General features: G+C 63.4%; 13 protein-coding genes and 1 tRNA gene. 9 read left to right on the top strand and 5 right to left on the bottom strand.

Going from position 1 to position 15,891, the window contains the following annotated elements:
- The first annotated feature begins 3 nt into the window (after positions 1 to 3).
- Entirely contained in the window at positions 4 to 2,700 is a 2,697-nt protein-coding gene (locus ACIQUG_RS18350) for a DUF4118 domain-containing protein (protein WP_402323426.1), read from the top strand.
- Positions 2,697 to 3,389 carry a response regulator gene (locus tag ACIQUG_RS18345; RefSeq protein ID WP_402323425.1) on the top strand — a complete coding sequence of 231 codons (693 nt, stop codon included), beginning with the start codon at positions 2,697 to 2,699 and terminating at the stop codon, positions 3,387 to 3,389. Before ACIQUG_RS18350 ends, ACIQUG_RS18345 begins: the two co-directional genes overlap by 4 nt.
- A gap of 31 nt (positions 3,390 to 3,420) precedes the next feature.
- Here ACIQUG_RS18345 and ACIQUG_RS18340 read toward each other — a convergent pair whose 3' ends face one another.
- Both ACIQUG_RS18340 and ampC read right to left on the bottom strand, forming a co-directional pair.
- On the bottom strand, positions 3,421 to 4,575 hold the full coding sequence (locus tag ACIQUG_RS18340) for an alpha/beta hydrolase (protein WP_402323744.1): 1,155 nt from the start codon (positions 4,573 to 4,575) through the stop codon (positions 3,421 to 3,423).
- Between the two features lie 306 nt (positions 4,576 to 4,881).
- The gene (gene ampC, locus ACIQUG_RS18335; protein WP_402323424.1) at positions 4,882 to 6,054 is read right to left on the bottom strand and encodes a class C beta-lactamase; all 1,173 of its coding nucleotides are present in this window, start codon (positions 6,052 to 6,054) and stop codon (positions 4,882 to 4,884) included.
- A 533-nt stretch (positions 6,055 to 6,587) separates the two neighbouring features.
- Between ampC and ACIQUG_RS18330 the strand changes: the two genes are divergently transcribed.
- From ACIQUG_RS18330 to ACIQUG_RS18305, 6 genes are all read left to right on the top strand, one after another.
- Positions 6,588 to 6,839, top strand: coding sequence for a glycine zipper 2TM domain-containing protein (locus ACIQUG_RS18330; protein ID WP_192447951.1), 252 nt, complete (start codon positions 6,588 to 6,590; stop codon positions 6,837 to 6,839).
- A gap of 17 nt (positions 6,840 to 6,856) precedes the next feature.
- Positions 6,857 to 7,210 (top strand): EF-hand domain-containing protein, encoded by a 354-nt coding sequence (locus ACIQUG_RS18325; RefSeq protein ID WP_402323423.1) that lies wholly within the window; start codon positions 6,857 to 6,859, stop codon positions 7,208 to 7,210.
- Between the two features lie 451 nt (positions 7,211 to 7,661).
- Complete coding sequence (locus tag ACIQUG_RS18320; RefSeq protein ID WP_402323743.1) at positions 7,662 to 8,966, top strand: DUF3300 domain-containing protein; 1,305 nt, start codon at positions 7,662 to 7,664, stop codon at positions 8,964 to 8,966.
- A gap of 20 nt (positions 8,967 to 8,986) precedes the next feature.
- A complete protein-coding gene (locus ACIQUG_RS18315) occupies positions 8,987 to 9,934 on the top strand; it encodes a DUF2950 domain-containing protein (protein WP_402323422.1) in 948 nt (315 codons plus the stop codon).
- Positions 9,935 to 9,939: 5 nt separating this feature from the next.
- Positions 9,940 to 11,175 carry a hypothetical protein gene (locus ACIQUG_RS18310; RefSeq protein ID WP_402323421.1) on the top strand — a complete coding sequence of 412 codons (1,236 nt, stop codon included), beginning with the start codon at positions 9,940 to 9,942 and terminating at the stop codon, positions 11,173 to 11,175.
- 179 nt (positions 11,176 to 11,354) lie between these two features.
- Entirely contained in the window at positions 11,355 to 12,026 is a 672-nt protein-coding gene (locus ACIQUG_RS18305) for a VOC family protein (RefSeq protein ID WP_402323420.1), read from the top strand.
- Between the two features lie 39 nt (positions 12,027 to 12,065).
- Here the strand turns inward: ACIQUG_RS18305 and ACIQUG_RS18300 are convergent.
- Positions 12,066 to 12,141, bottom strand: a tRNA-Thr gene (locus ACIQUG_RS18300).
- A gap of 76 nt (positions 12,142 to 12,217) precedes the next feature.
- Positions 12,218 to 13,228 carry an NAD(P)H-dependent flavin oxidoreductase gene (locus ACIQUG_RS18295; RefSeq protein ID WP_402323419.1) on the bottom strand — a complete coding sequence of 337 codons (1,011 nt, stop codon included), beginning with the start codon at positions 13,226 to 13,228 and terminating at the stop codon, positions 12,218 to 12,220.
- 340 nt (positions 13,229 to 13,568) lie between these two features.
- Between ACIQUG_RS18295 and ACIQUG_RS18290 the strand changes: the two genes are divergently transcribed.
- Positions 13,569 to 14,810: a biotin transporter BioY gene (locus ACIQUG_RS18290; RefSeq protein ID WP_402323418.1), complete on the top strand. Its 1,242-nt coding sequence runs from the start codon at positions 13,569 to 13,571 to the stop codon at positions 14,808 to 14,810.
- A gap of 84 nt (positions 14,811 to 14,894) precedes the next feature.
- On the opposite strand, the gene ppk2 is transcribed toward ACIQUG_RS18290, so the two are convergent.
- Complete coding sequence (ppk2, locus tag ACIQUG_RS18285; protein WP_043622436.1) at positions 14,895 to 15,791, bottom strand: polyphosphate kinase 2; 897 nt, start codon at positions 15,789 to 15,791, stop codon at positions 14,895 to 14,897.
- Positions 15,792 to 15,891: the final 100 nt, after the last annotated feature.

Raw genomic sequence — 15,891 nt, 5'->3', positions numbered from 1 at the left:
TGAATGCCCGACAGTGAACGCGACGCCAAAAGTCGCCCGGATCCAGACGCATTGCTGGCGCTTGCCGCGCAGGACCGCCGGGGAAAGCTGACCGTATTCCTCGGTGCCGCTCCCGGCGTCGGCAAGACCTATGCGATGTTGTCGCGGGCCCGCCGACTGAAGGACGACGGCATCGATATCGTCGTCGGGCTGGTGGAGACACATGGGCGCAGCGAGACCGCAGCGCTCATCGATGGATTGGAAATACTGCCGCGCCGCGATGTGAACCATCGCGGCCGCGTGCTGTCGGAGTTCGACCTGGACGCCGCCCTTCTCCGGCGTCCGAGGATCATCGTCGTCGACGAACTGGCCCATAGCAACCCGGCCGAAAGCCGGCACCCCAAACGCTATCAGGACATCGAGGAACTGATCGCCGCCGGCATCGATGTCTGGACAGCGCTCAACATCCAGCATCTCGAAAGCCTCTCGGACATCGTCGCCCAGATTACCGGTGTTCCCGTGCGCGAGCGGGTGCCGGATACCGTGCTGAAGCGGGCCGACGAGGTGCTGCTTGTCGATCTGCCGCCGGCCGAGCTGATAGAGCGCCTGAAGGACGGCAAGGTCTATCTGCCCGATAGCGCCAAGCGCGCCGTCGACCGCTTCTTCCGCCTCGGCAACCTGACGGCGCTGCGCGAACTCGCGCTCCGGCGCACGGCCGACCGGGTCGATGACCAGATGGTCGACTACCTCAAGCAGAACGCGATCGAAGGCATCTGGGCGAGCGGAGAGCGCCTGCTCGTCTGCATCGGCCCCGATCCGCTGTCGGAAAAGGTCGTGCGTACCGCAAGCCGGCTTGCCGAGGGTTTGAACGCACCCTGGATCGTCGTCTTCATCGAGCGCGCCGACCGCGAAAGCGGCGACGGGGAGGACGTGCGCCGGCTCGACGAAACCTTCCGTCTTGCCGAACAGCTCGGCGCCGAAACCCGTCGCATCGTCGGCAATGATTTTGTCGAGGAAATCCTGAAGCTCGCGCGCCGCGAGCATGCGACGCAGATCGTCATCGGCGCGCGCCGCCAATCCTTCCCGATGCGGTTCTTCCGGCAGTCGCTTCCCGATGCCCTGGCCGAGCGCGTGTCCGGCATAGGCATCTACCTCGTTACCGACCGCGAGACGACGCCCGTCAAGCGGCGATCGAAGAGGAAGAGGACGTTGCCGCCGGGAACCGGGCGGGCGATCGGCATCGCTGCCGGATCGGTCGCCATCTCGACCGGTGTCGGCCTGCTGCTCGGCCGTTTCGTCGTCCTGCCCAACATCTCGCTGCTTTATCTGCTCGCGGTGCTGGCGTCCGCGACCTATGCCGGCCATATCGCGGCGATCGCCGCAGCGCTGTTTTCGGTGCTCGCCTACAATTTCTTTTTCATCAAACCGACCGGCACTTTCACCATCGCCGAGCCGCACGAGGTTTTCGCGCTCGTTGTCTTCCTGGTTGCTGCGGCACTCGCGGGCAGCCTCGCCTCCCGCGTGCGCGAACAGGCGAAGGCAGCGCGGCAGCGTGCCGCCGCGACCCAGGCGCTTTATGATTTTTCCCGCAAGCTTTCCGGCACGGCCAAGCCGGATGACGTGCTTTGGGCGGCGGTCACGCAGATGCAGTCGACGCTGAAACGCAGCGCCGCCCTCTTGTTGCCCGAGGAAGGTGACCTGCAGCTGAAGGCGGCCTGGCCGCCGGACACCGAACTTGACGTCACCGACATCATGGCGGCGCGCTGGGCCATGGATAAACGCGAGCCGGCCGGCAATGGCACCGGCACGTTGCCGAACAGCCCCTTCCACTTCCGTCCGCTGACCAGCCCGCATGGCGTCGTCGGCGTCTGTGGCTTCGTCCAGGCGGACAAGCCGCTGGAGATCAACGAGGAGCGGGCACTGGCGGCGATCCTGGACCAGACGGCGATCGCGGTCGACCGGGCGCGCCTGTCGCGCGAAAGCCTCGACCAGGCGGCCAAGCTCGAAGGTGAACGGTTCCGCGCCGCTCTTCTCTCATCCATCTCGCATGACCTGAGAACCCCGCTTGCGACGATCACCGGTGCCGTCACTAGCCTGCGCCAGCTCGGCGACCGTATGCCGCCGGAAAGCCGCGACGACCTGTTGCAGTCGATCGAGGAGGAGGGCGGCCGGCTGACGCGCTTCGTCGCCAACCTGCTCGACATGACCCGCATCGAGGCAGGCACCGTCAACGCCAAGCGCGATTGGGTCGATGTCGCCGACGTCGTGCGGGCCGCCGTCGATCGCGCCCGCAAGTATTTCCCGGACCGCGAGGTCGAAACCAGCATTGCAGCCGACCTGCCCTTGATGCGCGGCGACAGCGTGCTGCTCGGCCAGGTACTGTTCAACCTGCTCGACAATGCCAACAAGTATGGCGGCGACGAGCCGATCAGCATCTATGCCCGTACCGAAGGCAGCGAGATTGTGCTGTCGGTAACCGATCTCGGCAAGGGCATTCCGCCGCGGGATCTCGAGCAGGTCTTCGAGAAATTCTTCCGCCGCGGCAAGGCCGACGGCCGCACGCCGGGAACGGGACTGGGACTGTCGATCGCCAGGGGCTTCGTCGAGGCGATGGGCGGACAGATCAAGGCGGAAAGCCCGGCGCTTCGCCGCCGCGGCACGCGCATTTCCATGCGCTTTCCCGCCGCCAAGCCCGAAATTTCCGAAAAGGACCGTGCATGAGCGTGGAGCGTATCCTCGTCGTCGACGACGAACCCCAGATCCAGCGTTTCCTGAAACCCGCGCTGAGTGCCGCCGGCTATGACGTTCGCGAGGCGATGACCGGTGCCGAGGCGCTGAAGGCAGCCGCGACGATGGCACCGGATGTCGTCATCCTCGATCTCGGCCTGCCGGACATGGACGGCAAGGAGGTCATCGCCAACTTGCGCGGCTGGTCGCAGGTGCCGATCATCATCCTGTCGGCCCGCGACAGGGAAAGCGAAAAGATCGCAGCACTCGATCTCGGCGCCGACGATTACATCGAAAAACCTTTCGGCATCGGCGAACTGACCGCCCGCATCCGCGCGGCCCTTCGCCACCGGGTGCAGATGGAAGGCGGCCAGACGCAGCTGTCCGCCGATGGCGTTTCGATCGACACGATCAAGCGGGTGGTGACGAAGGACGGCGAGCCCGTCCGGCTGACGCCGAAGGAATACGATCTCCTGGTGATGTTGGCCCACCACGCCGGCCGCGTCGTCACCCACAAGACGCTGCTCACCTCGGTCTGGGGCGTGGCCCATGGCGAAGATCTGCACTATCTGCGCGTCTTCATCGGGCAACTGCGCGGCAAGATCGAGCGCGATCCGGCGGACCCGAAGATCATCCGTACCGAGCCTGGCGTCGGCTACCGCTTCGTCGGCGACGACGGTTGACGGTGGTTGCCGCCAACGGCCGCTGAGACCCTTACTTGATCTTCACCGGCGTCGGCATGTCGGTCGCGAGCGTATCTCCGACGACCACCTTCTTCTTCTTTGCCGGTTGCGGGTTTTCGAGGATCGACACAGGCGCCGAGACCGTCACGGCCGCGACGTTGCCGACGTTTCTCGCCGTGCCGGCGACGACTGCCGCAATGCCGGTACCGACAGAGATGTCGGAGTCGGTCAGCGTCTGTCCGGTGGCGAGCCGCGTGCCGATCAACTGGACGATTTCAGGGCTTTCGGCGAACTTTCCGTGGTGCAGGCCGTCCTCAGACTTAACCTTCGTCAGATCGATGGCGGTGATGCCGGCGCGTTCCAGCTGGGTCCGGTAGGGCTCTGCCGACGGGTCGATTGCGCCTAGGCGAGAGACGTCGCCGGAAATGAAGCTGGAAAGCGCCAGCGCCCGGTCGTCCTGCGAAACGAAGATCGTGAATTTCGGCCGCTTGTGGCCCATCTCGACAAACTGCTTGGCAAAGACATCGAGGTCGATATCCGGCGAAGCGAGAATGACGTTCTCGATCTTCGACGGCACGTTGCCGTCGCGGATACCCATCTGGCGCAGCGATTCCATCGTCAGCCAGGTGCCCATGGAGTGGGCGAGGATGGTGATGCTCTTGACCTTCGGCGCGTCGGAAAGCTTCTTCAGAATGTCTTCAAGGGCCGTGCGCGAATAGTTCGTGCTTTCCTTGTCGTAATTGTAGTCGAACACGTTGGCGCGCGAGGGCCAGGTGAAGAGAACGGGCGTCGCCTTCACGTCCGAATCGTGGACGATCTGCGCCAGCCGGTAGACCGAATCCTCGTAGCGGTTGTTGAAGCCGTGCACGAAGACGAAGGCGTTGCCGCCGACATCGTGCTGCAGGAACCAGGACTTGGCCTCGTCGAGCGACCTGAGCTCATTGACCCGCGTGACGGCGAATTCCTTGGCCGGATTCGGCGGCAGCTTGCGCGGCCATTGTACCGTGCCCGACTTGCGTGCCGTTTCCGGCGGGATCGAAACCGCGACATCGGTGAGGAAGGTGTTGGCGTCGCGCTCGCCGGAAAAGAGGGTTGCCGGATCGCCCGAGGGTTCGCGCGTGGTCGCCACAAGCATGTCGACGGTGGAGGCGCCTGGAACCGGCGCGGTCAGCGCGACAGGCGCCATCACGCCCTTGGCATGGCCGCCGCAGCCGGCAAGCAGCGACAAGGCTGCAAGCACGAAGATCGTCCGCCCCCTGCCTGCACGTTGCCGATGTAACGAACTCTGAACTCCCAACCACTCGAACATCGGCATCCCCACATACGCCTGAACTCGACTGCATCTGATAGCGCTTTCGCGAAACGCAGATGACAATACTCGGCGTTAATATGCAAGCAGGCCCTGATTGAAGATTCGCTACAGAGTTGTTGGTGGACGTCGTTTCCCGCGCCGCGGGCTCGCCACGACACGGGAATTTCCCGCGGAATGCCGTTACTTCGCTCTCGCTTCGAGCGCCGTCAGGATCGCGTGGGCCGCCTTGATCCTCTCGGGGATCGGAACGTTGCGGTTGGCAAGCAGCACGATGCCGATCTTCTTTTCCGGCACGAAGGCGACATATCCACCGAAGCCGTTGGTGGAGCCGGTCTTGTTGTAGAGCGTCGAACCGTCGGGTTGCCTTGGCGGGCTCAATGCCTTGACCGGGTTGCTCTTCAGGGCCATGTCGCGCGAATTGCCGTCGAGCAGCCGCTCCAGCGAGACAGGGTAGGGGTACTGCTCCCAGCCGAGCCCCTGCACCATCTTGCCGCTGTCGAAATACCCCACGTGAGTGGCTTCGATCGCCTTGCGGATAGGCCCGTCCAACTGTTCAGGCCGGATGTTGGCCTCGACGAAGCGGATCATGTCTGCCGTCGACGACTTCACCCCATAGGCCTCCGCGTCGAAGGTTCCGGCAGTGACGCGAATGGGCTTGTCGGCCTTGCCGTAGCCCCAGGCGTAGCTGCCCATCTGGCTGTCGGGAACGCGGACATAGCTGTGCTTCAGCCCGAGCTTGGGAAAGATCTCGCTTTCGAGGACCGCGCTGAAGTCGCCGCCCATCGCCAATGCCGCGGTGTGGCCGAAGAGGCCGATGCTCGGGTTGGAATAGCGACGCTTCTTGCCGGGTTTGGCTTCCGGCTTCCACGTGCTGAAATAGTCGACCATGTCGGCGTCGCTCTTGACCGCATCGGGGAACTGCAGCGGCAGCCCGCCGGCGGTATAGGTGGCGAGATGGAGGAGGGTCGCCTTGTCGATCGCCGTGCCCGCAAGGGCCGGCATGAATTTGCCGGGATGGTCGTCGAACGAGAGCTTGCCGGTCACCTGCGCATAGGACGCCAGTGTCGAGGCGAAGGTCTTGCTGATCGAGCCGAGTTCGAACAGCGTATCTTCGGTGACTGGAGCCTTCGTTTCCTTGGAAGCGACGCCGTAATTCATGAAGTAGCGCTGGCCGTCAACGGTCACCGCGACGGCGATGCCCGGCACCTTGTGTTCGTGCATGACAGGGCGGATTGCCTTGTCCACGGCAGCGGCAATCTGGGCCCGATCGCCGCCTTCGGCGAGCGCGTTCGACGCGAGGGTTGCAAGGATTGCAGTAGCAAGGCCTAATTTAATTGTCGCCAATCTGTCCATTCGATGTGTTCTCTCTCGATAGGTGTTTTGTCGGTGGCGCGGGCATTGGGGGGCGTGCGGCCACGGTCGGAGATGGGTGTCGGATCGAGCCGGCGCTTTACCAACCCCTTTTTCCCGTCAGGTCATGGAGACCTGCAAGGGGAGCCCAACAGGACGGCCAAGAGCTAGACCGCCCGGCCCGACAGCACAAATGACGATATTTCGAGGGAGACCCTAGAAAATCTAAGGCGAGATGTCGCGCCGGGGGAGCCTGATTTTCAGGGGGCGAAGGCGGCGGCGAGGGGCGTTGGCGCCGTGCATTCCATAAAATTGCGTGGTCCGTTGTCATTGCAGGCGCTCGGGCGTAGTATTCGCCGGCAGTTTAAGGCCCCGTTGTTGCCAGGCTGCATGTTTAATCCACGAGCTGCTTCTGATCGAACAGAAGAGTCTCCCCGATTCCGGGAGCATACTCGGAAGCTTATTTACATCCGACGCCAATCAATGGCGCCTCCGCCGATCTCTATTGCAATCAGACGGCCATATTGGAGGATAAAATGAGCAAGCAGACCATAACTCTCATTCTTGCCGGCGCCCTAGCCTTATCGGGGTGCCAATCAGCCTATGTGTCCAAGAGCGGTCCGACCGGCAACGAATTCGGCTGCATTGCCGGAACCGTTGGCGGGGCCATCGTCGGCGGCCTGATCGGCTCGACGATCGGTTCAGGTACCGGTCAGCTTTGGGCGGTTGGTGGCGGAGCGACGCTTGGCGCTGCTGCCGGCAACGCGCTGGCATGCCGCTATTATTGATCAAGGAACAAAGCAGGATGAAGAAAATCGTTCTTATGGGCGTGCTTGCGCTCGGCCAGATCACACCGGCGATCGCGCAGCAGCAGGCTGCGACGATGAATCAGGGACAGATGAGCGCGCTCGACAGCAACAAGGACGGCGCGATCGAGCGGTCCGAGTATGAGGCCTTCATGTCGAACGCCTTCGCCAGTCTCGACAAGAACAAGGACGGGAGTCTGACCTCCGAGGAAACGAAGCAGGCGCTGAACGCTCAGCAGTTTGCCGCCACCGATACCAACGGTGACGGCAAGATCAGCCGGAACGAGTTTCTGGATCGGGTCATGGCGGACTTCAAGACCGCCGACCGAAGTGGTGACGGCGCCCTGAAATGACGCACGGTGCCGGTGCCGGCCGCCATGAAGTTCGGCCGTCCCGGCTGCCGGCACAGGCTCCGGGCGACGGCCATCGCGCAAGAAAGGAGGCGTGCACGCTGATATGGCCTCATTTTCCGGTTGCATTTGCCGGGCGTTCTGTTTCTCTTAGCTAAAATTCACCGGCAGCTGGTCACCTGGCTGCCGGTGCTCATGCCGCTCTTCCTGATTGTCCCATTCGGCTTTCTGACAAGTGACTTGGTTCCCAATGCAAGCATCCGTCTTGCGCAAGGGGGCGTCGACGACAGCAAATGGGAGTTCTCGCGATTGCTCCGCCGGCCGCATGGCCGGCGCCTTGACGTCCAAGCCGGGGGATCTCCCGGGCTCGTTTGTTGATCGTTGTGCCTGGATAGGAGAGACCATGTTCGACCGACCTCGTTCTTTGCGTGCGCCGACGGTGGCATTGCTTGCCATGCTGACGGGTTCGTGTGCGGTGGGCACTGCGCTGGCGCAGGAGCAGGCCGCCACCCAGGCGGCGACCGACGAGGCGCCGCAGCCGCTCAGCGAAGACGAACTCGAGGTCCTCGTCGCGCGTATCGCGCTCTATCCCGACGAACTCGTCGCGCTCGTGACTTCCGCTTCGCTCTATCCGCTGCAGATCGTCGAGGCGGAGCGCTTCCTGGAGGTTTCCAAGACCAAGAAGGATATGAAGCCAAAGGACAGCTGGGACGGCAGCATCGTCTCGCTGCTGAACTATCCTCAGATCGTCAAGATGATGAGCGACGACCTCGACTGGACCCAGTCGCTCAGCGACGCGCTCGCCTACCAGCAGCAGGATGTGCTCGTCGCCATCCAGCAATTGCGCGACAAGGCGGTCGCCGACGGCGTCATCAAGTCGGACGACAAGGTGGTGGTGAAGCAGGAAAACAACAACGTCGTGATCCAGGCCGCCGATCCGGAAAAAATCTACGTCCCGCAATACGAGCCGCAGATGCTCTATGATCCGGGCTATCAGCCGGCCCCGATCGCCTATTATCCCGAGCCCTACCCGAACTACTACTATCCGACGGCGACCTTCTTTGCGGGCGCCATCACCGGTGCCGCCTTTGCCGCCGTCGTCGACTGGGACGACTGGGGCGTGTGGGGTGGACGCTGGAACGGCGGCGACGTCGATATCGATTGCAACAATTGCTTCAACAACATCAACGGCAAGGTGAAGTTCAACGACGTCGACTGGAAGAATGTCGATCGCAGCAAGATCAGCTTCGACAAGAACCAGTTCGCCAAGATCGATCGCACCTCGATGGAGCGGGATTTCAAGTCGGCGAAAGGCAACAACATCGCCAACCGGGCGAAGGTGGCCCGCACCGACCAGGTCGGCGCGGCGGCAAACAGGGCCGGAAGCCGGATCTCGGTCGACGACGTGCGCAAGAGCAAGGTCGACGCGCGCCAGCGGGAGAACATCGCTCGGCCCGACGGCGGTCTTGGTGATCGCAAGCCGGGCAACCAGATCAAGTCGCGCCCCGCAGGCGGCGACAAGATTGGTAACGCCAGGGCCTCCGGCAAGATCGATCGCCCGATCGCCAAGCCGAAGGCGGGTGGCAAGATCGATCGCGGCGGTGACGGGAGACCGTCGGCCCTTGGTCAGGTTCAGGGTGGACGGGTGACCAAGATGCAGTCCGACCGCGGGCGGCAGGCAATGGGTGGCGGCCATCGCGGCGGCGGCCAGCCACACCGCGAGGTTAGACGTGGTGGTGGCGGCGGACGGCATCGGTAACGCGAAGGAGGAGAACGAACATGGCCAAGATCATCCGCAATCTGTTCCTGTCCTCGGTCGCCGCTGCCGCTCTGGCCGGAGGCGCGTTCGCCGCACAGGCGCAAGAGGCGCGCACCCCGATTTCCGAATACGCGGCAGCAAGCGATCCGCCGGCCTTCGACACGCCGGAACAGGCGGTCGACGCCTTCAAGTCGGCCGTCGCTTCCGGCGATTTCGACAAGCTCGCAAACCTCGTCGGCCTTGATGCCGCCAAGGCCAAGACGAGCGACGGCGTCATGGATGCCTATGCCGATATTCAGGCAGGGGTGAAGAAGAAGGTGGCGATGCAGGATGTCGAGAACCGCAAGGTTCTGGAGATCGGTGAGGTGCTCTGGCCCTTCCCGTTCCCGATCTCCAAGGGCGACGACGGCAAGTGGGCTTTCGACACCTATGTCGGCCTTGAGGAAATCGCCAATCGCCTCGTCGGCCGCAACGAGCTCGACACGATCGCCACGGTCCGCGCCTATGTCGAAGCGCAGGAGGAATATGCGCTTGAGGATCACGATGGCGACGGCGTTCTCGAATACGCGCAGAAGCTGATCAGCAGCGAGGGCAAGACCGACGGGCTCTACTGGCCCGCCGGCGAAGGCGAGCCGCAAAGCCCGGCCGGCGAAGCGCTCGCCGACGGTGCAGTGCTTGCCAAGGCGCAGGCCGGCAAGGGCTATTTCGGCTATCGCTACCGCGTGCTGATGAGCCAGGGCGACAACATCGCCGGCGGCAAGTTCGACTACATCATCAACGGCAACATGATCGCCGGCTTCGCGCTCGTCGCCTGGCCGGTGAAATATGGCGTGACGGGCGTTCACACCTTCGTCGTCAACCGCAACGGAACCGTCTACCAGGCCGATCTCGGCGACAAGACCGAGAGCGTGGCTGAAGGGATCCGGCAGTTCAACCCGAACGACAACTGGCAGGTCGTGGAGGACTGACGCCGATGAGCGCAGCGGACGATCCCGGCGGCAAGGCAGTCGGCAGCGACGCTGCGGATGCCGCTCCGGCGGCCCGGCAGGGAAAGATCGCGGAATATCTCGCGTCCCATGGCGGGCCGTTCTTTGAGCTCCAGGCACGGCTGAAACTGTTGCGCACGAACGCCCTGCAATCGGGTAAGAGGGCGCTGATTTTCGTTGCCCTCGCCTGGGGCGTTCCCTTTCTTCTCGGCTTGCCGGAGAGCCTGTCGCTCGATCACAGCCAGGGCGCCTACCTGACCGATCCCGGTGCATGGGCGAAGTTCTTCATCGCCATAGCCGCCTTCGTGCTCGCGGATCAGCAGGTCGAGCGCGGCCTGCGCATCAAGCTCGGGCAATTCGCCCGCGCGCCCCTCATCGCCCCAACTTCGCTGCCTTCAGCCGCAACGGCGATTTCCGTGGCGCTGAAGCAGCGCGACTCGCGACTTGCGGAATTGATCTGCCTGGCTATCGCGGCGTTTGCGGCGCTTCTTTCCTTCCTCAATTTCCATACGACCGACGCTTCGTTCTGGGCCGTTGAACACACGGCAGAAGGCAACAGGATAACCGCGGCCGGCTGGTGGTCGATCTGCGTCAGCCTGCCGTTCTTCGTGTTCCTGTTCCTGCGCGGCGTCTGGCGGCATCTCGTCTGGGCGCAGCTGCTGCGCAAAATCGCACAGCTGGAATTGCGCCTTGTCGCCGCCCATCCGGATGGCAAGGGCGGGCTCGGCTTCCTGTCGCAATACCCGAACGCCTACATGTTCTTCGTCTTCGGCATGAGTGCAGCGATTGCCGCGGCAATCATGAAGCACCTGCTGCAGGAAACGCTGTCGATGACGACCTTCAGCATGATCATGAGCGGCTGGCTTGCGATCGTCATCGCCTTCTTCGCCTATCCGCTGTCGGCGTTCTCCAAGCCGCTGGCGCGGCTGAAGGAAACCGGGCTCCTGATGTTCGGCGTCCAGGCAACGCGCTTCCAGCGTGCGGCCGAACGCAAGGTGCTCGGCCGCAACGTGGCCGCCGACCCCGGCCCAGAGCCGGACGAGGAGATCGCCGACCCGGGCAAACTGTTCGACGCCAGCAAGAAACTCTCGACCATGCTTATCAGCCGCGACGCCGTCATCCCGGTCGCCGCCGCCGCCCTCATCCCCTTCGCCGTCGCCGGCGCGACAAGGCTGCCCTACAAGGAAGTGTTTTCGGTCTTGAAGAAGCTGCTGTTGTTGTGAAGGTGGGCGCACGCCGACGTTTTGTCGGGATCCGATACCGGATTGCGCTCGGTGGCTTTCAGAACGGAAAATCCGGCTGTCAGTTGGTCAGGATCGGGAAGCATCTTGACCTCAACTTGAGTTGAGGTCGTACCACCGATCCTGGTAACGCCAATTGTCACGCGACGGGATCGGACTTCATGCGCATTTCCAGACTGATACTGCCTGCTTCGAATGTCTCCAAAAGTGCAGGCTTTTTCCGCGACATCCTCGACCTGCCGACAGCCGGAGGCGTCATCCGGATAGGGTGGAGTGAAATCCAGCTGATCCCTGCCGTGGGGGAAACGCCGCACGGCGTGCACCTGGCCTTCAACGTGCCCTATGCGCGCTTTGATGCGGCCGCCGCATGGTTGAAGGAACGGACGTCGCTGCAGAGCGAGCCGGACGGCAACGAGCGCTTTGCGCTTGAGGCAGATTGGCAGTCGAGATCCGTCTATTTCGATGGCCCCGACAATGCCGTGCTTGAGTTGATCGGTCGCCGCAGGCTTGTCCATCCTGCGGGAGATCGTCCATTTTCCGGGGCTGACTTACACTGCCTGAGCGAGGTCGGCATTCCCGTCGACGACGTTGAGGGAACCGCGGCCGAGGCAGCCTGGACGTTCGGTGTCGGAACCGTCGGATCCGCCTCTGCCAGCTTTGCTGCCATTGGCGATGACGAAGGGCTATTGATCGCCGTCGAGCCGAACCGGCCCTGGTTTCCGGAAAAGAGCAAGCTGCCAGGCGCTTACGGTCTGGAGATCTGGGTGAGCGGCGTGAGGTCGCCTGGAACCATGTCTGATGTCCGCCACGGCTGGAAAGTCCGCACGAGATAGCGCGCGTTCGGCGGTCGTTCGTTGGTTTCCGGAGAAGAATGGTGCCGCTTACGTGACTCGAACACGTGACCCCATCATTACGAATGATGTGCTCTACCGACTGAGCTAAAGCGGCCCGGAGGCAGTTCCGCGGACGTCCGCGGAACGAATGTGAGGCGCTGATAAACGCAAAGCGCCGAGATTTCAAGCCATCAGTTGCGAGAACTTGAAAATTCCTTGTTGGCTGTCGCTGCGGGTGCGGAATGCAGGCCGAGGCGGGTGCGGGCCGCGTCGTATTCGCGCTCGAGCCGGTCGACCATGCGGGCGACGGATGTCACTTCCTTGACTGCCCCGATGCCCTGGCCGCAGCCCCAGATGTCCTTCCAGGCCTTGGCGCCGTCAGTCGCTGCGCCGAAATCCATTTTCGACGGGTCGGCCTCGGGCAGGTTTTCCGGATCCATGCCGGCGGCCGAGATCGAGGGCTTGAGGTAGTTGCCGTGGATACCGGTGAAGTAATTGGAGTAGACGATGTCGGCCGCATTGCTGTCGACGATCATCTGCTTGTAGGCGTCGCTGGCGCGCGCCTCTTCCGTCGCGATGAAGGGCGAGCCGATATAGGCCATGTCGGCGCCCATCGCCTGGGCCGCGAGGATCGCGCCGCCGGTCGCGATCGCACCGGACAGAAGCAGCGGCCCGTCGAACCAGGAGCGGACTTCCTGGACCAGAGCGAAGGGGGACAGTGTGCCCGCATGGCCGCCGGCGCCGGCAGCAACCGCAATCAGGCCGTCGGCGCCCTTGCGGATCGCCGAATTGGCATGGCGATTGTTGATGACGTCGTGAAGCACGATACCGCCATAGGAATGGATGGCGGCATTGACCTCCGGCACGGCGCCGAGCGAGGAAATGACGACCGGCACCTTGTACTTGATGCAGAGCATCAAGTCCTGCTCGAGCCGCGCATTGGACTTGTGCACGATCTGGTTGACGGCAAAGGGCGCGGCGCGCCGGCCCGGATTCTTGGCATCATGATCGGCGAGCGTCTCGGTGATCTCCGCCAGCCATTCGTCGAGTTGCGATTGCGGGCGGGCGTTCAACGCCGGGAAGGCGCCGATCACGCCGGCCTTGCATTGCGCAATCGTCAGCTGTGGGTTGGAAATGATGAACAGGGGGGCGCCGACAACCGGCAGTCTCGTCGTTCCGGAAAGAATTGGCGGAAGCGGCATCGGTTTCTCCATCCCTCGGTAAGGCGCACCAAATTTTTGACGTTTGCGTAAACGTCAAAATAGATAGCAGCAAGTTGGCCGCTTGCAAAGGGCGGCTTGACCGCGATGTCGCCGCCTCTTTTTCGCGCAGGCGCGGCCAAGCAAAGCGTTTTCCCCCGCCTTGGCCGGCAGCGCCCGTCGCCGGACTTGCGGATTTTGGCAGCAGCGGTTACGCAATTGTTAACAAAACCAACGGCGTGCCTCCAGATTTAACCCTTATGCCTTGCGGTTGGATCGAGAGCGGTGGTCAACCGCGGCGCGCCGGCAGGTCCAAAGCCCTGCCTACACAGAAGGACTTGATGTGAGCGGACTTGAGACTGCAATCAGAAATGCCCTTGAGCGTTCCGATCGCACCAATGCGGAAACGCGGGCGCGCATCTATCAATCTGCCCGCCAGGCGCTGGAAACCGGACTGCAGAAGCAGGGTATCGAGGACGGCAACGTCATCGCCCAGCAGCGCCATCGGCTCGAAGCCGTCATCCATGCGATCGAAACGGAGGAGAGGGCGGCGCTGAGGACGCGACAGCCGGCGCCGCCGGTGGTCAGCCTCGACGATGCCGCGCGGGCGCGCGGGGCCGCACAGCCGCGGGTCGAGCCGCAGGTCCGGTCGCAGCCGCAGACGCAGGCCCAACCTCAACCCCAGACCCAGACGCCGCCCCAGAGCCAGCCACAGGCCCCGGCGACGGGGCGTCGGGAACCCGGCTTTGCCGCTGACGCGCCGCGTCAGGCGGCGAGCGACGGTGGTCTCGGTGGTCTCGGCGGTCTGCGCGCCGATCGTGACGGTCCGGTGGTGTCGACGCGCGCAGCGGCCGAGAGCACGGCGGATGCTGGCGAAGCGGCGGGCCTTGCGCCGACGGTCCGCGGAGATACGCGCAAGCGCCGGCGCAAGCGCAGCCGCTTTTTGTCTTTCACCATGGTGGTTCTCACGCTTGCAGCCGCTGTCGGGGCCGCGGTCTGGTGGGTGCAGACCAACGATCTCCTGAAGTCCGCCGCCGAGCGCGACACCAATGTCGCCAATCCTCCGGCATCGGTTGCCTCCGAAAGCTTCGATGGCGCCGCCGGATTGCAGACGCTGGGTGCCCAGCAGGGATTCACCGGTGACTGGGTGGAGGTCTTCAAGCCGACGGAAACCGGCGCGATCGCGCCCGGCGCGCAGGCCAAGGTCGAGCCTGTGGACGACGAAGGCGGGCGGCGTGTCTTGTTGACCTCGCAAGTCGCCGACGCGGCTGGGGACATCACCATCGAGATCCCGGCCGTCGTTCTGGCTGAACTCTCCGGCAAGACGTCGACCCTGGCGCTGACCGTGCAGGCCGAGCCCGGCAAGACCACGGAGTTTGCCGTCGAGTGCAATTTCTCCTCGCTCGGCGAATGCGGCCGTTACCGCTTCACCGTGCATGACGAGCGGATCGACATGTTGTTCAAGGTCACCTTCGACCGCAGTCTGGCGCCGAGTTCGCCCGGCCAGATCGTGATCAACAGCGATATCACCGGCGAGGGCAACAGCCTCAACCTCTACGCCATCCGCGTCCTGCCGGGGCAATAAGACCGGTCGCCAAGGCTTTTCGAGAAAGGGCGGCAGGAAAACCTGCCGGCCGCTCAGCTTTGCCGGCTCTGACGGGGCCGGCGTCTATTTCAGGAAGCCGTGGCCGGATCCGACGATCTTGTCGTCGATCTCGCCGATCGCACCCTTGTCCTTGCCGTCGTAATCGAGCGAATGCAGGATGTGGCGGATCAGGTTGAGCCGGGCCCGCCGCTTGTCGTTGCCGCGCACCACCGTCCAGGGTGCATGATCCGTGTGGGTCGCCTTCAGCATCTCGTCGCGCTTGGCGGTGTAATCGTCCCATTTGTTGAGCGCCGCGATGTCCATCGGCGACAGCTTCCAGATCTTCAGCGGGTCGTGGCGGCGATCGTGGAAGCGCTTGAGCTGCATCTCGCGGCCGATATTGATCCAGAATTTGAAGAACTGGATGCCTTCATGCACGATCATCTTCTCGAAGCGGGGAACTTGCTTCAGGAACTGTTTGTGCTCTTCGGGCGTGCAGAAGCCCATGACCGGCTCGACGCCGGCGCGGTTGTACCAGGAGCGGTCGAACAGCACGAATTCGCCAGCCGTCGGCATGGTCGCGACATAGCGCTGGAAATACCATTGGCCGTGCTCGGTTTCGGTCGGCTTGGTCAGCGCGACGACGCGCGCCCAGCGGGGGTTGAGGTTGTCCATCGTCGCATGGATCGCACCGCCCTTGCCGGCAGCGTCCCGGCCCTCGAACAGCGCCATCATGCGCTTGCCGGTCTTCTGCTGCCAGAGCTGGACCTTGACCAGCTCGACCTGAAGCGCTTCCAGCGTCTCGGTGTACTCGTCCTCGTCGAGCTTCTTCTTGTAGGGATAGTCGTCGGAGGAAAAGGACGCGTCGTCGATCCATTTCGGCAACTCGGGATTGTCGATGTCGAAAACGCGGCTCTTGCCGTCGATTTCGAGTTCCACTGCGCGGTTCTCGGCCTTGTCCGTCGTTTCCGTCGACGCCATCGGTTCGCCCTTTCGGCTTGGCGCACGGGCCCGAAAACCGGCCTCGATCATCGGAAGGATCATGCGCGTTTTCAAACTTTCGGGCCCGCGCCAGCCGTCT

Source organism: Ensifer sp. NPDC090286, assembly GCF_044769565.1.
In the GTDB taxonomy this organism is placed as follows: Bacteria; Pseudomonadota; Alphaproteobacteria; order Rhizobiales; family Rhizobiaceae; genus Ensifer.
Note: the sequence above shows the minus strand (reverse complement) of the source record. Positions and strands in the feature narration are given on the sequence as shown.

Coding starts and splice junctions, on each gene's coding strand:
- ppk2 (WP_043622436.1), bottom strand. CDS start 15,791: ATGGCGTCGACGGAAACGACGGACAAGGCCGAGAACCGCGCAGTGGAA.
- ACIQUG_RS18330 (WP_192447951.1), top strand. CDS start 6,588: ATGAGCAAGCAGACCATAACTCTCATTCTTGCCGGCGCCCTAGCCTTA.
- ampC (WP_402323424.1), bottom strand. CDS start 6,054: ATGGACAGATTGGCGACAATTAAATTAGGCCTTGCTACTGCAATCCTT.
- ACIQUG_RS18295 (WP_402323419.1), bottom strand. CDS start 13,228: ATGCCGCTTCCGCCAATTCTTTCCGGAACGACGAGACTGCCGGTTGTC.
- ACIQUG_RS18340 (WP_402323744.1), bottom strand. CDS start 4,575: ATGGCGCCTGTCGCGCTGACCGCGCCGGTTCCAGGCGCCTCCACCGTC.
- ACIQUG_RS18345 (WP_402323425.1), top strand. CDS start 2,697: ATGAGCGTGGAGCGTATCCTCGTCGTCGACGACGAACCCCAGATCCAG.
- ACIQUG_RS18350 (WP_402323426.1), top strand. CDS start 4: ATGCCCGACAGTGAACGCGACGCCAAAAGTCGCCCGGATCCAGACGCA.
- ACIQUG_RS18325 (WP_402323423.1), top strand. CDS start 6,857: ATGAAGAAAATCGTTCTTATGGGCGTGCTTGCGCTCGGCCAGATCACA.
- ACIQUG_RS18320 (WP_402323743.1), top strand. CDS start 7,662: ATGCTGACGGGTTCGTGTGCGGTGGGCACTGCGCTGGCGCAGGAGCAG.
- ACIQUG_RS18315 (WP_402323422.1), top strand. CDS start 8,987: ATGGCCAAGATCATCCGCAATCTGTTCCTGTCCTCGGTCGCCGCTGCC.
- ACIQUG_RS18305 (WP_402323420.1), top strand. CDS start 11,355: ATGCGCATTTCCAGACTGATACTGCCTGCTTCGAATGTCTCCAAAAGT.
- ACIQUG_RS18310 (WP_402323421.1), top strand. CDS start 9,940: ATGAGCGCAGCGGACGATCCCGGCGGCAAGGCAGTCGGCAGCGACGCT.